The following is a 17,243-nucleotide window of genomic DNA, read 5'->3' on the forward strand; positions in this document are numbered from 1 at the left end:
TCAGTCCTGGGCTTCGGGGTTGACCCGGCCGACCTCCCACAGGCGGGCCAGCTCGCCCTTGGCGGCCCACCGGTCCTGTTCGCGTACGGCTGCCATCAGCCACTTGAGGACCGGCCGGGCGTACTCGGCGTTCGCGAGCATCACCAGGCCCGTGCCGGATTCGATCTGGCTGAGCGCCATGGCGCGGTAGCCGGCGGTCTGGCCGGTGTGGCCGTAGTCGATGCCGCCGCCCGAGCGGTCCACGAAGACGCCCATGCCGTAGAAGTGGCAGGGTTCGACGATGGTCAGCATCCGCTCGGTCAGCTCGCGGGTGAGGATCGGGGACGGCAGGCCCCGGTGGGCGCGGCGGATCTCGGTGGTCACCCGGGCCAGTTCGGCGGCGGTGGTCCACAGTCCCGCCGCGGCGGTCTCCGGGTGGGCCTGCCAGCCGTCGGGGTGGACGACGCCGGGCGCGTCGTGCCCGTGGGCGACCGGCCGGCCGAGGACGGTCGGATCGGCGCTGACGAAGTGGCTGGCCGTCATGCCCAGCGGGTCCAGGACCAGCTCGCGCATCAGTTCCGGGAAGGGCTTGCCGGTGACGTCCTCCATCAGCAGCTGGAGGACGGTGTAGCTGATGTTGTTCTTCAGGAACACCTGGCCGGGAACTCCGTCCAGGGCTCCGGCCGGGGTCTTGGCCGGTGCCCGGCCGTGGAGGACGTCGAGGCCGGTCGGCAGCTCCTCGCCGACGGTGTAGTAGTGGTCGTCCGGGTCCTCGGAGACGTTGTTGACGGCTCCGGTGAAGCGCAGCAGCCGCTCGGCGGTGACCGGGTGCGCCGGGTCGGTGCCGGGGACCTGCCAGGAGGTCAGGTAGCGGTTGACGTCCTCGTCGAGGTCGATGACCCCGTCCTTGGCCAGCCGCATGACGCCCAGGGCGGTGACGTGCTTGCTGACCGAGCCCGCAGGGAAGAGCGTGTCGGGGGTGACCCGCTCGCTCCCGCCGTGGCGGGTCACGCCGTACGCCTTGACCTCGGCAACCTCCCCGTCCCGGATGACGGCGACGGAGATGCCGGGCACCTGGTGTTCGGCCATCAGCGCTTCCGGCGAGGGGAGTTCGACGGGCTTCTCGGACACCACCCGCAATCCGAGCGCGTCCTGGTGCGCCATGACCAGGCGCAGCGCCTCGGCCAGCGCGTCCGCGTCGGCGGCCGGGGCCGGGGGTGCCGGGTCCACGGCGTCCGCGAGCTCGGCCAGGGTCTCGTTCTCGTACAGGGTGCTGAGCGAGAAGACGAGTCCGGCCTTGCGGGCGGCCGAGATCACCGGCAGGACGAGGATCGAGTCGCCGCCGAGCGCGAAGAAGCTGTCGTCCAGGCCGACCCGCTCCACTCCGAGGACCTCGGACCAGACGCCGGCGAGCAGCTTCTGGGCCTCGGTGACGGGCTCCCGGTAGGGGACTCCGGAGGTGAGCTGGGACTGGTCGGGGGCGGGCAGGGCCTTGCGGTCGACCTTGCCGGAGACCGCGAGCGGCAGCTCGTCGAGAGTGACGAAGACCGGGGGGACCATGTAGGCGGGCAGCCGGGTCCGCAGGTGGGCGGCGAGGTCGGCCGGGGCGGGCGCCACCGCCGGGTCCTCGGCGACGACGTAGCCGACGAGCCGGCGCTCCCCCGGGCCGTCCTGGCGGGCCAGGACGACGGCGTCCCTGACGCCGGGAGCGAGCAGCAACTCCGCCTCGATCTCGCCGAGTTCGACACGGTAGCCGCGGATCTTGACCTGGTCGTCGCGGCGGCCCAGGAACTCCAGGGTGCCGTCGGAGCGGAACCTGGCCAGGTCGCCGGTCCGGTAGAGCCGCCGGCCCGGCACTTCGGTGAAGGGGTGCGGTACGAACTTCTCCGCGGTGAGCGCGGGCCGCCCGTGGTAGCCGCGGGCCACTCCGTCCCCGCCGAGATGGAGCTCGCCGACCGCACCGACCGGGACCGGCCGGCCTTCCGCGTCCAGCACGTACACCTGCGTGTTCGTGATGGGACGGCCGATCGGCACCGACGGGGCGGCGCCCGGGTCCCCGGCCGTCGCGTCGTGGACGACGCAGCCGACCACGGTCTCCGTCGGCCCGTATTCGTTGACGATCCGGGCGTTCGGGGCGACCCGCCGCCAGGCGGCGACCGCCTCGGCCCGCATCTCCTCGCCGCCGACCACGAAGGTGCGGACGGAGTCGATGCCGCCGGCGTCATCGATCTCGGTGGTGACGAGATCGAGGTGGGCTGGGGTGATCTTCACGATGCTGAAGTCCCCCTCGCCGCGCAGCAGTTCCGGCAGCGCCTCCTGACCCCGGTCGCCCGGTACGACGACGACGTCGCGTCCCGAGATCAGCGGGAGCAGGAAGCTGGGAACGGCCAGGTCGAAGGCGATCGAGCCGAACATGGGGGCACCGTGCGCGCCGTCCATGCCGTAGTGGCCGAGTGCCCAGTCCAGGTAGTTGGCCAGGCCGTGGTGGGTGACGAGGACGCCCTTGGGGCGGCCCGTGGAGCCCGAGGTGTAGATGGTGTAGGCGAGGTCGTCGCCGTCCACGGGCACGAGCGGGTCGTGTCCGGGGCGGGCCGCGATCGCCGCCGCGTCCCGGTCGGCGCACACCGTACGGATCTCCGCGGCGGGGGCGCCGGCCAGGTGGTGCTCCTGGGTGACCAGGACGCGCGCCGCGCTGTCGGCGAGCTGGTGGGCCATCCGGTCGGCGGGGGCCTCCGGGTCGAGCGGCAGGTACGCCGCGCCCGCCTTGAGCACGCCCAGGACCGCGACGAGCTGTTCGAGACCCCGGTCGGCGAGGACGCCGACGAAGTCGCCGCGCCGCACGCCGGAGTCGATCAGGTGGTGGGCCATCCGGTTGGCCGCGGTGTTCAGCGCCCCGTAGGTGGTGTGCTCCTCCCCGACGGTCACCGCCACGGACTCGGGGGCGGCGGCGGCGCGCTCGGCGATGCGGTGGTGCACGGGGCGGCTGTCGAAGGCGTTGCCGGCGGTACCGGCCCACTCCCCCAGCAGCCGCTCCCGCTCACCGGCCGGCAGCAGGACCGTCCCGGCGTCGCCGTCGAGGTCGTCGACGATCGCATCCAGGGTCGCCCGGTACATGGCGCCGAGGCGTTCGGCCTCGGCCCTGCTCATGATCCGGGAGTTGGTCAGCAGCCCGAGTTCGCCCGCCATGGTGGTGACCGCGAGGTCGAACTCGGTCCCTCCCTCGCGGACGCTGCTGCTCATGTCCATGAGGTCGGTGTCGATCTGCCGGAAGTCCAGGTAGTTGAAGAAAACGTCGATGATGCGGCGGCTGCCGGCCTCGCGCTGCACCTCGGGGAGCGGGAAGCGGCGGTTGGGCCACAGCTCCGTCTCGGTGGCGAAGACCCCCTGGATCAGCTCCCGCCAGGTGCGGGCGCCGCGCCGGAAGGCGATGGGCAGGGTGGTGAGGTACATGCCCACGACCCGGTCGGCCCCGGGCGCCTCGGGACGGGCGTCACACACCAGGCCGCTGTAGAAGGACTCCTCCTCGGTGAGCTGTCCGAGCACCTTCAGGTGGGCGGCCAGCAGTACGCTCTTGACCGGTACGTCGGCCTCCTTGGCCACGGCCCGGATCCGGTCCTGGATGTCCCGCAGCGACACCTCGACCGAGTAGGTGCGGGCCTCCTCGCCCTGCTCGGGCTCCTCGCCCCAGGCCGAGGGGAGGATGAAGCGCGCGTTCTCCTCGACCACGGACCGCCAGTAGGCACGTTCGCGCGGGGAGGCCAGCGACTCCAGTTCGCCGGCGATGAAGTCGGCGTAGCGCAGCTGCGGCTGCTCGGGCTCGACGGGTCGGTTGCCGTCGCGCAGCTCACCGTAGGTGGTGAGGACCTCCATCCAGATGTTGTAGTGGCTCCAGCCCTCGATGATCGTGTGGTTGAGGCTGATGAACAGCCGCCAGCCGCTGTCGTTGACCGCCGCCGCCAGACGCAGCAGCGTCGGGCGGCTGACGTCGAAGGCGTTCTCCTGCTCCTCGATGCTGATCTCGGCGACCCGCCGCGCCACCTGGTCGGGGGTGAGCCCGGTCAGGTCATGGAAGGCCACCGGCATCTCGGCGCTCTCGTGGACGAGCTGCATGGGCACGGAGAAGGTCTCCAGGTCCACCCCCGTACGCAGGGCCTCGTGCCGCGAGGTGACCAGCTGGGCCGCCGTGTACAGCGCCTGCCGGTCGAAGGGCCGTCCGTCCTTGATGTCGAAGGACGTGGTGTGGTGGTAGGTGCCCTTGTCCTTGGAGCTCAGCTGTTCGACCAGCATGCCGATCTGGAGCTGGGCGAGCGGATAGGCGTCCGACACCCCGGCCGGGAGCAGCGCGCGGTCGGCGTCCGAGATCAGCTCGAAGGGAGCGACGTAGCGCAGTTCGGCGGTCTCCCGGCCGGCCGTGGCCTCGGCCAGCTTCGCGACGGTGCGGTGCTCGAAGACATCGCTGACGGTGGCCTCGAAGCCCGCCACCTTGAGCGCGCCGACGAGGGTGACGGCCCGGATGGAGTCGCCGCCGAGATCGAAGAAACTGTCCTCGACGCCGATCCCATCGAGCCCCAGCACCTCGCTCCACACTTCGGCCATGCGGGCCTCGGTGGGGTTGCGCGGTGCCACACTCCCGGTGCCGGCTGCGAACGCGTCGGCGCTCGGAACCGGCAGGGAGCGGGTGTCGAGCTTGCCGTGGGCGGTGAGCGGCAGCCGCTCCAGGGCCACGAAGGCGGCCGGGACCATGTAGTCGGGCAGCACCGGCAGCAGGTGCTCGCGCAGTGCGGCCGGCGAGGGGGCCGAGCTGGCGGCGTTGACCGTGTAGGCGACGAGCCGCTTGTCGCCCGGGGTGTCCTCGCGGAGCACGACGACAGCCTCGGTGACGTCGGCATGGGCGCGCAGCGCGGACTCGACCTCGCCGAGTTCGATGCGGTAGCCGCGCAGCTTGACCTGGTGGTCGGCGCGCCCGTGGAAGTCGAGCGTGCCGTCCGGCAGCCAGCGCACGATGTCGCCGGTGCGGTACATCCTCTCGCCGGGAGCCCCGAACGGGTTCGGCACGAAGCGCTCGGCGCTCAGGCCGGGCCGGCCGTGGTAGCCGCGGGCGAGGCCCGCGCCGCCGACGCACAGCTCGCCGGGAACACCGCGGGGGACGAGGCGCAGCTCGCTGTCGACGACGTAAACGGTGGAGTTGTGCACGGGGACGCCGATCGGGACGGAGCTCGCGGCCCCGTCGACGGCGGTGATCACCTGGACGGCGGAGAAGGTGGTGTTCTCCGTCGGGCCGTACATGTTGACGAGGCGCTCGGGGCCGCCTGCGGCCAGCAGCGTCCGGACGGTGGCGGCGTCGGCCGCCTCACCGCCGAAGCCGACGGTCCGCAGGCCGCCCAGGGCACCGGGCACGGCCCGGGCCACGTGGTTGAAGAGGGAGGTGGTCAGGAACAGGGTGGTGACGCCGCGCGAGGCGACGACACCGGCCAGGGCCTGCGGGTCCAGGACCGTGTCGCGGTCGAGGATCTCCAGGCGGGCGCCCGTCAGCAGGGCACTCCAGATCTCGGCCGTGGCGGCGTCGAAGGAAACGCTGGAGGCGTGGGTCACCACGTCGTCCGGGCCGACCGCGAGTGAGGCGTCCTGGGTGACGGTCCGGACGACCCCTCGGTGGGTGATCATCGTGGCCTTGGGCGTGCCGGTCGAGCCGGAGGTGTACATCACGTACGCCAGCTGGTCCAGGTGCACGGCGGGAAGGTCTACCGGGGCCGCTGCGACGGCCTCGTCCAGGCTCGCCCGGACGACGGGTCCGGTCCAGCTGTCGGGGGCGGTCGCCGTCCGGCCGTCGGTGACGAGGACCACGGCCCCCGAGTCGGCCAGCATGAACTCCTTGCGGTCGGCCGGGTAGGCCGGGTCCACGGGAAGGTATGCGGCGCCCGTCTTGAGGACGGCGAGCAGGGTGAGCGGGAGCAGCGCCGAACGGTCCATGCTGACCGCGACGGTCGTCTCGGGTCCGGCGCCGACGGCGATCAGGGCCGCCGCCAGCCGGTCGGTGCGCCGGTCGAGTTCGGCGTAGCTCAGCCGGGTGTCTCCGTACGAGACCGCCACCTCGTCGGAACGCTGTGCCACCTGGGCGGCGAACAGGCCCGTGATCGTCCGGTCGATCGGCGACACGGGGGCGGTACCCCAGCCGAGGAGGAGCTCCTCTTCGCCGGCGGCGAGGGGGGCGAGGGCATCGCCCTCGGCGTCGGCGGCCATCGCCAGGACGACCGCGCGGTACATCGCGGCGATCCGCTCGGCCTCGGCCCTGGAGAGCACCCCGGTGTGGGTGGCCAGGCTGAGCCGGCCGCCGGTGGTGGTGACGATCAGGGCGAACTCGGTAGCGGCGGCGCCGTCGCTGGCACCGGTGTCGATCTCGCCGCTGTCGATGCGCTGGTAGTCCTGGTAGTTGAAGGTGACGTCGATGAGGCGGTGGCCGCCCGCCTCCCGCTGGATGGCGGGCAGCGGGTAGCGGCGGTGGGACCAGTCGGCGGCCTCCTGCCCGTAGACCTGCCCGACCAGTTCGCGCCAGGTGCGCGCCCCGCGTTCGAAGGCGAAGGGGACGGTGTTGAGGTGCATGCCGAGCACGCGCTCGGCTCCCACGGCCTCGGGCCGTGCGTCGGTGGCGAGTCCGGTGCTGAAGCGCTCCTGTCCGGTGAGCCGGGAGAGCACGGAGAGGTGCACGGCGTGCAGGACGGCCTTCATCGAAGCGCGGGCCGTACGGGCCAGCTCCCGCAGTGCGGGCTCGACGTCGGCGAACGGCACCCGGACCGTGAAGGGCTCGGGTTCGCTCCGGGTGTCGCCCCAGCCGCCGGGCAGCTCGAACGGCTCGTAGTCCGCGGTGACCGCACGCCAGTGGTCCCGGTCCTCGTCGGAGGCCAGCGCCTCCAGCTCGCCCGCCACGAAGTCGGCGTAGCGGACACCGGTTACGGGCCGGGCGCCCGGCTCTCCCGTGTCGCGTACCGAACGGTAGAGCTCCAGGAGTTCGGCCACCATCGTGTGGTGGCTCCAGCCCTCGGTGATGGCGTGGCTCTGGGTGAGTCCCAGCCACCAGGCTCCCTCGCCCTCCAGGAGGGCGGTGACACGCATCAGCGAACGCGCTCCGGCGGGGAAGGGGGTGGTCCGCTCCTCGGCGACGAACGCGGCGACCGCGTCGGCCCGGGCCTGCTCGTCGAGCCCGCGCAGATCGCGCTCGGCGAGCCGCTGCCCGGCGTCCTCGTGGACCAGCTGGAGCGGTACGGAGTAGCGGGTCAGCTCGAAGGAGGTGCGCAGCACCTCGTGGCGGGCGGTCAGCTCGGTCACGGCCCGGCGCAGCGCGGCCGGGTCGAGGGGCTGCTCGTCCCGCACCCGGAACGCACTGACGTTGACGTACTTGGGCGTTGCGGTGTCGGCGAGCTGCTCGACGAGGATGCCGAGCTGGCCCTGCGAAACCGGGTAGGCGTCCGTGAGGCCGGCGGGCAGGGCCGCCCGGTCGGCGTCGGTGATCAGGGCGAAGGGAGCCACCGGCTGGAAGGCGGTGGTGTCGCCGCCCCCAGTGCCCAGCGCGGCCAGGCCGGCCACGGTTCGGGCGTCGAAGACGTCGCGGACGGTCAGTGCGAAGCCGGCCGCACGCAGCGCGCCCACCAGGGCGACGGCGCGGATGGAGTCGCCGCCGACCTCGAAGAAGCTGTCCTCGACCCCGGGCTGCTCCAGGCCCAGCACCTCGCCCCAGACCTCGGCGATGCGCCGCTCGTCCCCGGTGCGGGGTTCGACACGGGAACGGCTGCCGGCCAGAGCCGACCAGTCGGGGGCCGGCAGGGCCTTGCGGTCGACCTTGGTGTTGGAGATCAGCGGGATGTGACCGAGTTCCGTGAAGGCGGCCGGGACCATGTAGTCCGGCAGCCGGGTACGGCAGTACTCGGCCAGCGCCGCGGGCTGGGGCAGTTCCTCGTCGTCCGCCCGGACCACGTAGGCGGCGATCCTAGGGTCGCCGGGGGCGGTCGAGTCGGTGACGACGGTGGCCTGACGGATCGCCGGGTGGGCGATCAGGACGGCCTGGATCTCCCCGAGTTCGACGCGGTAGCCGCGGATCTTGACCTGGTCGTCCACGCGCCCGAGGAAGTCGATGCCGCCGTCGGACATCATCCGGCCGAGGTCACCGGTGCGGTAGAGACGGCTGCCGGGCTCGCCGAACGGGTCCGGCACGAAGCGCTCCGCCGTGAGGGCGGGCCGGTTGACGTAACCGCGGGAGACCTGGGGGCCGCCGAGGTACAGCTCGCCGGGCACTCCCACGGGAACCGGGTGGCCCTCCTGGTCGAGGACGAGGACGGTGGTGCCGGGCAGCGGGTGGCCGAGCGGGATGCCGGTCGGAGCGGCCAGGTCCTCCTCGGTGATCCGGTGGTGGGTCACCTGGACGGTGGCCTCGGTCGGCCCGTACAGCTCGACGAGCTGCGGGCGCTCCAGCCCGAACTGATCGGTCCACGCCCGCAGATCGGCTCCGGTGTGCTTCTCGCCGCCGAAGAACATGGCGCGCAGGTTCAGCCGGGCGATCCGGTCGTCTCCCTGCTGGGCCGCGGCCGCCATGCCCCGGAAGGCCGACGGGCTGTTGAGGAGGATCGTGAACCCCTCGGCGACCGCGAGGTCGAGCAGCGCGTCCGGGTTGCGCGCGGTGTCCGCGTCGACGACGACGAGCCGGCTGCCGTGGGCCAGCGCCGACCAGATCTCGAACACGGAGACGTCGAAGGCGTAGCTGTGGACGAGCGGCCACACCTGGTGCTCGTCGAGCGGGAACCGCTCGTGGGTGGCGTTCATCAGCCGCACCGCGTTGGCGTGGCTGACGCCGACGCCCTTCGGCGTCCCGGTGGAGCCAGAGGTGTAGATGATGTAGGCGAGCTGTGCAGGGTCGGTGGCCCGCGCGGGGGCGGTGGCGGGGAGGGCGGCGAGCCGTCGTTCGTCCTCCTCGCCGTCGATAACGAGCAGGGCGCCGGTGTGGGCCGCCGCCGCGACCGCGACGTGCTCGGTGTCGGTGACGACCACCTTCGGGCCGAGGTCCTCGGCCATGAAGGCGAGCCGGGCGGCGGGCTGCGCCGGGTCCATCGGCAGGTAGGCGGCGCCCGCCTTCAGCACGCCCAGCAGGGCCGGAACCAGCGCGGCCCCGCGGCCCACGCACAGGCCGACGACGGACTCGGCGCCGACGCCCAGCTCCAGGAGCCGGTGCGCGATGCGGTTGGAGCGCGCGTCGAGCTCGGCGTAGCTGAGGGTGACACCGTCGGCGGTGACCGCCCCGGCGTCGGGGCGCAGCGCCGCCCGGGCCGCGAACAGGCCGTGCAGGGTGTCGGTGACCGGTGCGACGGTTGCCGCTGCCGGATGGATCAGCTCCCGGTCGGTCTGTGCCAGGAACGTGACGCGGGCGTCGCCGTCCGGGTCGCCGGCCATGGCCTCCAGTACCGCCCGGTACGTCTCGGCGAGCCGGGCGGCCTGGGAACGGCCGAGGTGGCGGGTGTCGGAGCGGAGCCCGATGTGCCCGCCGCGGGCCACGACGGCCAGCGGGAACTCGGTCGAGCCGATACCGGTGCTGGCTTCCTCGTCGACCACCGCGGTGTCCACCTGGTGGAAGTCGAGGTAGTTGAAGACAGCGCTCAGCAGCCGGTTGCCGCCCACCGCACGCTGGATGGCGGGCAACGGGTGGCGCCGGTGGGGCCACAGGGCGCTCTCGTGGGCGAAGACCTGCGCGACGAGCTCGCGCCAGGTGGCGGCGGTGCGGTCGTGGGCGAAGGGGACGGTGTTCAGGTGCATGCCCGCGACGCGGTCGGCTCCGAGCAGCTCGGGCCGGGCGTCGAAGGCGAGCCCGGTGAAGAAGGAGGTCTCCTCGGTGAGCTGGCTGAGGACCTTGAGGTGGGCGGCCAGGATCACGCTCTTGTACGAGGCACCGGCGGTCGTCGCCAGCTCGCGGAGCTTCGGCGCGAGGTCGTGGACCGGCACGTGGATCTGGTACGACTCGTACGCTTCCGGGTCTGCCCCGAGCTGGTCGCCCCAGGCCTCCGGCAGTTCGAAGCCGGCGTGGTCGGTGACGATGCCGCGCCAGTACGCCTGGTCGTCCTCGTCCTGGAGCGAGGCGAGCTCGCCCGCGATGAAGTCGGCGTACCGGCCGGGAGTCGGACGCGCTTCCTCGAAGGTGCCGGTCTCCACCAGCTGCCCGTAGAGGGAGACCAGCTCGTCCATGACGGAGTGGTAGCTCCAGCCCTCCAGGATCGGGTGGGCGTGGGTGAGCACGAGCCACCAGGACTCCTCGTCCTGGAGCACGGCGCGCACCCGGAGCAGCGGAGCCCGCTCCAGGTCGAACGGGGTGGCGCTCTCCTCCTCGTTCACCGCGCGCAGCGCGGCGCCGAACTCCTGCCCGTTCAGGTCGGTCAGGTCGGTGACCGTGACCGGGTTGGCGACGTCGACGCGGACGATCTGGAGGGGGACGGAGTATCCGGCCAGAGCGAAGCCGGTACGCAGGACCTCGTGGCGGGCGGTCAGTTCGTCCGTGGCGCGCTGGAGGGCCTCGGCGTCGAAGGGGCGGTCGTCACGGATCCGGAAGGCGTCCACGTTGTGGTAGGCGGCGCGCTCCTCGCCGAGGGACATCTCGACGAGCATGCCCAGCTGGACCTGCGAGACCGGATAGGCATCCGCGGCGTCGGCGGGCAGGAGCTCCTCGTCCTCGGCGCCGATCAGAGCGAAGGGCCGCACGTAGGTGAAGTCCTCGACGGGGGTGTCCTGGCCGGCGACGTGGCGGGCCAGTTCGGCGACCGTGCGGTGCTCGAAGACGTCCTGCACGGCCACCTGGAAACCGGCCGAGCGGATGGCGCCGACGAGGACGATGGCGCGGATGGAGTCACCGCCGAGGTCGAAGAAGCTGTCCTCGACGCTGACCTTCTCCAGCCCGAGCGAGGCGGCCCAGGCTTCGGCGATCCGCTCCTCGGTCTCGGTGCGCGGAGCGACGTACTCGGCCTGCACGGAGACCTCGGGGGCGGGGAGTGCCTTGCGGTCGAGCTTGCCGGCGGTGTTGAGGGGCCATGCCTCCAGCTCCACGAACGCGCCCGGAACCATGTAGTCGGGCAGGGACTCCCGCAGGAAGGAACGGACCTCTCCCTGGTCGACAGCCCCCGACCCGCCGCCGGGGATGAGGTAGCCGACGAGCCAGGTGTCACCCGACTCCTCGGTACGGGCGACCACCGCGGCGTCCTTGACCGCCGGGTGCGCCAGCAGACGGGACTCGATCTCACCCAGCTCGATCCGGTAACCACGGATCTTCACCTGGTGGTCCGTACGGCCCAGGAACTCGATCTCCCCGTCGGCCAGACGACGGGCGAGGTCACCCGTCCTGTAGAGACGGGTGCCCGGCGCACCGAACGGGTCCGGCACGAACCGGTCGGCGGTCAGGCCGGGCCGGCCGACGTACCCCTGGGCGACACCGTCACCGGCGATGCACAGCTCACCGACCACACCGACCGGGACCGGCTCCATGAACGAATCCACGATGTACAGCTGCGTGTTGTCGATCGGCGCACCGATCGAGACCGCCGCCGGCCCGGCCGGGACCTCCCAGGTCGCCGACCAGATCGTCGTCTCCGTCGGACCGTAGACGTTCACCAGCCGCGAAACCCTGCCGCGGAGTTCTCGGGCGAGTTCCACCGGCAGCGCCTCGCCACCGACCAGAGCGGTGACGGACGGGGTCGCGAATCCGGCCTCCAGGAGCAGCTTCCAGCCGGAGGGGGTCGCCTGGACGTGGGTGACCTGCTCGGAGGCGATCAGCCCGGCCAGGTCCTGGCCGTGCTCGGCGATGACGACGCGGTGGCCGCCGATGAGCGGCAGATAGAGCTCCAGCCCGGAGATGTCGAAGGACACCGACGTCGAAGCCAGCCACGACTCCACACCCCGCGCCTCACCCAGCACACGGCGCATACCCACCAGCAGATTCCCCAGGGCACCATGCGTAACCGCGACACCCTTCGGCCGCCCCGTCGAACCCGACGTGTACAGCACGTACGCCACCGACGCCGGATCCGTGACCCGGACCACGGACGGCACCGAAGCCGCACCGATCACCGCAGCATCCGCGTCCACCAGCACCCGCACACCGGAATGAATCCCGGCAGCCACCTCGGAAAGAGAACCCTGCGTCACCAGCACACGCGGAGCCGCATCCTCCACGATCCCCGCCAGACGGGCCACAGGATGCCCCGCATCCATCGGCAGATACGCGGCACCCACCTTCTGAACCGCAAGCAGAGCCACCAACAGCTCCACCCCACGCTCCAACAGCACACCCACCACATCACCAGGCACCACACCCAGCGAACCCAGGTGCGCCGCCAAACGCGACGAACGGGCATCCAACTCCCCGTACGACAACGACACCCCACCCGAGGACACCGCCACCGCATCCACCGACCCGGCAACCCGAGCCGCGAACAACTCCGGCACACAACCCGCCGGCTCCTCGGTGGCCGTCCCGTTCCAGTGGGAGACGACCAGTGCGTCCTCGTCTCCGGGCAGCCGCGCGGCGAGGGCGTCGCCGTCGGGGTCGTCGGCCATCGCCTCCAGCACCGCCCGGTACATCCCGGCGATCCGCTCCGCGTTCGGCCGCGCCAGTTCCTTCGCGTCGGCGGTCAGCATGAGGTGGCCGCCGAGCGTGGTGACGGCGAGCGGGAACTGGGAGGTGACGTCGCCCTGTTCGGCAGCGCCGTCGACGTCGATGAGGCCGGTGTCGACCTGGTGGTAGTTCTGGTACGTGAAGAGCACCTCGACCACGGACTGGCCGGTGTCGGCGAGCCGCTGGATGGACGGCAGCGGGTAGCGGCGGTGCTCCCACAGGTCCATCTCCCGCTCGAAGACCTGGCGCACGAGGGTCTTCCAGGTGGTCGCGCCCCGGTTGTGGGCGAAGGGCACCGTGTTGAGGTGCATGCCCAGCACCTTGTCGGCGCCGAGGAGCTCCGGCCGGGCGTCGAAGACGAGGCCGGCGGTGAAGGAATCCTCTTCGGTGAGCTGGCTCATCACCTTCAGATGGGCAGCGAGCAGCACGCTCTTCATCGAGACGCGGGCGCGCTCGGCGAGCGTCCGCAGACCGTCCTCCAGGTCGCCGTACGACACGGGCAGCCGGTAGGAGGCGGCATCGGTGGAGCCGTCGCCCCAGCCGGCGGGAAGGGTCACGGCCGGGTGGCTGTGCACGGTCTCCGCCCAGTACGCACGGTCGGCCTCGTCAGCGAGTGATGCGAGCTCGCCCGCGATGAAGTCGGCATAACGCACGCCTATGCTTTCGCGACCGGCGTCGGGGTCCCGCCCGTCGCGCACGGCGCGGTACACGTCGAGGAGTTCCATGAGGAGGGAGTGGTGGCTCCACCCCTCCAGCACGAGGTGGCTGTGCGTGAGCGCGAGTGACCAGGCGTCGTCGCTCTCCACCAGACCGGCCACCCGCAGCAGCGGGGCCGTCCCGAGGTCGAATCGCTGCTCCTCCTCGCCCTTGATGAAGGCGCGGACCGCGTCGGTCGTGGCCTGCTCGCCGAGGGCGGTGAAGTCCAGGGTCCTGAAGGGAATCCCGGCCTCGGCGTGCACCAGCTGCATGGGCACGGAGTACGTGGTCAGGTCGATGGACGTACGGAGGATCTCGTGACGGGCGACGACGGTACGGGCCGCGGTCTCCAGCGCCGCGTGGGAGAAGGCGTGGCCGTCGCGGATCCGGAAGGTGGTCACGCGGTGGTAGTCGTCTCCCGCGCCCTCCAGCAGTACCTCGACCGCCATGCCCGTCTGGACCTGCGACAGGGGGTAGGCGTCCGCCAGCCCGGCCGGTATTCGATCGCGGTCCTCAGCCGGTACGAGGGCGAAAGGGGCGGTACCCGCCTCCCCCCGGCCGTCGGTGGCCGCAGCAGCCACCGGCTCCGGAGCGGTCTGCTTCTGCTGGAGCAGGGCCAGCAGGTCCGCCACGGAGGTGTCTCCGGAGAGACCGCCGGACTGGAGGTCGATGCCGGCCGCGCGGAGCGCACCGGCCAGCGCCTCCGCCGCATCGGCGGGGGCCGTACGGATGTCGTTGTCCGACGGTGACACTCGGTCCTCCTGAGTTGCTTGTGCCGCGAGGTGATCGGCCAGCTCGGCGACGGTCTGGTACGTGAAGATCGTGCGGACGGTCAGCGTGTAGCCGATCGCCTTGAGCGCTCCGACCAGCGACACCGCACGGATGGAGTCGCCGCCGAGGTCGAAGAAGCTGTCCTCGACGCTCACGCGCTCAAGCCCGAGAGCCGTTTCCCAGGCACTGGCGATCCTCGCCTCCGCGTCTGTGCGCGGGGCTATATATGCCGATTCGTCACTCCGGTCCGGGGCGGGGAGTGCCTTGCGGTCGAGCTTGCCGGCGGTGTTGAGGGGCCATGCCTCCAGCTCCACGAACGCGCCCGGAACCATGTAGTCGGGCAGGGACTCCCGCAGGAAGGAACGGACCTCTCCCTGGTCGACGGCCCCGGACCCGACAGCGGGGATGAGGTAGCCGACGAGCCAGGTGTCACCCGACTCCTCGGTACGGGCGACCACCGCGGCGTCCTTGACCGCCGGGTGCGCCAGCAGACGGGACTCGATCTCACCCAGCTCGATCCGGTAACCACGGATCTTCACCTGGTGGTCCGTACGGCCCAGGAACTCGATCTCCCCGTCGGCCAGACGACGGGCGAGGTCACCCGTCCTGTAGAGACGGCTGCCCGGCGCACCGAACGGGTCCGGCACGAACCGCTCGGCGGTCAGGCCGGGCCGGCCGACGTACCCCTGGGCGACACCGTCACCGGCGATGCACAGCTCACCGACCACACCGACCGGGACCGGCTCCATGAACGAATCCACGATGTACAGCTGCGTGTTGTCGATCGGCGCACCGATCGAGACCGCCGCCGGCCCGGCCGGGACCTCCCACGTCGCCGACCAGATCGTCGTCTCCGTCGGACCGTAGACGTTCACCAGCCGCGAAACCCTGCCGCGCAGGGTCTGCGCCAGCTCGACCGGCAGCGCCTCGCCACCGACCAGAGCCGTCACCATGGCACCCTCGAACCCGGCCTCCAGCAGCAGCTTCCACCCCGAAGGCGTGGCCTGCACATGAGTGACGGACTCCGCGACGACCAGGTCGGCCGGCTCCTCGTCCGCCTGGGCGATGACGACGCGGTGGCCGCCGATGAGCGGCAGATAGAGCTCCAGCCCGGAGATGTCGAAGGACACCGACGTCGAAGCCAGCCACGACTCCACACCCCGCGCCTCACCCAGCACACGGCGCATACCCACCAGCAGATTCCCCAGGGCACCATGCGTAACCGCGACACCCTTCGGCCGCCCCGTCGAACCCGACGTGTACAGCACGTACGCCACCGACGCCGGATCCGTGACCCGGACCACGGACGGCACCGAAGCCGCACCGATCACCGCAGCATCCGCGTCCACCAGCACCCGCACACCGGAATGAATCCCGGCAGCCACCTCGGAAAGAGAACCCTGCGTCACCAGCACACGCGGAGCCGCATCCTCCACGATCCCCGCCAGACGGGCCACAGGATGCCCCGCATCCATCGGCAGATACGCGGCACCCACCTTCTGAACCGCAAGCAGAGCCACCAACAGCTCCACCCCACGCTCCAACAGCACACCCACCACATCACCAGGCACCACACCCAGCGAACCCAGGTGCGCCGCCAAACGCGACGAACGGGCATCCAACTCCCCGTACGACAACGACACCCCACCCGAGGACACCGCCACCGCATCCACCGACCCGGCAACCCGAGCCGCGAACAACTCCGGCACACAACCCGCCGCGGACTCCGTCGCAGAAACGTTCCAGCGGTCCAGCACCAGCTCACGCTCACCCGCAGGCAACAACACCGCCCGCGCGTCACCACCACCGTCCGCCGCCATACCCTCCAGCACCAACCGGTACATCGCAGCGATCCGCTCCGCATTCGCCCGGGACACCGAACGGCCGTCCGTGGTGAGGACGATGTAGCCGCTACGGGTGGCGACCATCAGCGGGAACTCCGTCGGGACCTCGTCGATGTCGCCGAGCTCGTCGACCTCGTCGCCGTCGACCTTGCTGAAGTCCTGGTAGTTGAAGTACACGTCCAGCAGGCGCGTGCCTCCCGCGTCCCGCTGGATCGCCGGGAGCGGGTAGCGGCGGTGGGGCCACAGCTCCGTCTCCTGGTCGAAGACCTGGGCCACCAGCTCCCCCCAGGTGGCGGAGCGGCCCGCGTCGAACGGGAACGGGACGGTGTTCAGGTGCAGACCGTAGACGCGGTCCGCACCCGGCAGTTCGGGACGGGTGTCGCACACCAGGCCGGTGTGGAACGCCGTCTCCTCGGTGAGCTGGCTCATCACCTTCAGGTGGGCGCCGAGCAGCACGCTCTTCATCGAGACGCGGGCCCGCCCGGCGAAGGCGCGCAGCCGCTCCTCCAGGTCGTGGACCGGGATCGGGATGCGGAACGCGGTGCCCTCGGCGACGGTGCCGTCGCCCCAGCCCGCCGGGACGGAGAACGAGGCGTTGTCGGCGACGATCCGCTGCCAGTACGCCCGGTCGGCTCCGGCGCCGACCGATTCCTGCTCGGCGGCGATGAAGTCCGCGAAGCGGCTGCCCTCACCGGTGGCCGACTCCGGCCGGCCGCCGTCCCGGAACGTCCGGTACAGGTCGAGGAGTTCGGTGAGCAGAGAGTGGTAGCTCCAGCCCTCCAGGATCGGGTGGGCGTGGGTGAAGACCAGCTGCCAGTCGGTGTCCTCGTGGACCAGGGCGTTGACGCGGATCAGCGGTGGGACCGCGGTGTTGAACGGGGTGGTGCGCTGCTCGTTCTCGCAGGCAGCGGCGGCCTCCTTCCGCGCGGCCTCGTCGAGGCCGGTGAGGTCGACGACGCCCACGGTCGCCTCCACCGCGGCGTGGACGATCTGGAGGGGGACGGAGTATCCGGTCAGGTCGAAGCCGGTGCGCAGCACCTCGTGGCGGGAGGTCAGTTCGTCGGTGGCCCGCTGGAGGGCCTCGGCGTCGAAGGGGCGGTCGTCACGGATCCGGAAGGCGTCCACGTTGTGGTAGGCGGCGCGCTCCTCGCCGAGGGACATCTCGACGAGCATGCCCAGCTGGACCTGCGAGACCGGATAGGCGTCAACTGCGCTTCCGGGCAGCATCTCCCGGTCGAGCGGGTCGATCAGAGCGAACGGCCGGACGAGCTCGACGGCCTCGACGGGGGTGTTCTGGCCGGCGACGTGGCGGGCCA

At 71.6% G+C, this 17,243-nt stretch carries 1 protein-coding gene (running past one end of the window); it reads right to left on the reverse strand.

The window, feature by feature from the left end; genetic code table 11:
* On the reverse strand, positions 1 to 17,243 hold the 3' portion of the coding sequence (locus SLAV_RS10250) for a non-ribosomal peptide synthetase (RefSeq protein WP_100660855.1). It continues 6,388 nt past the right edge of the window; the window shows 17,243 of its 23,631 coding nt (coding positions 6,389-23,631); its start codon lies beyond the right edge, outside the window; its stop codon occupies positions 1 to 3.

Source organism: Streptomyces lavendulae subsp. lavendulae (assembly GCF_002803845.1).
Classification (GTDB): domain Bacteria; phylum Actinomycetota; class Actinomycetes; order Streptomycetales; family Streptomycetaceae; genus Streptomyces; species Streptomyces lavendulae.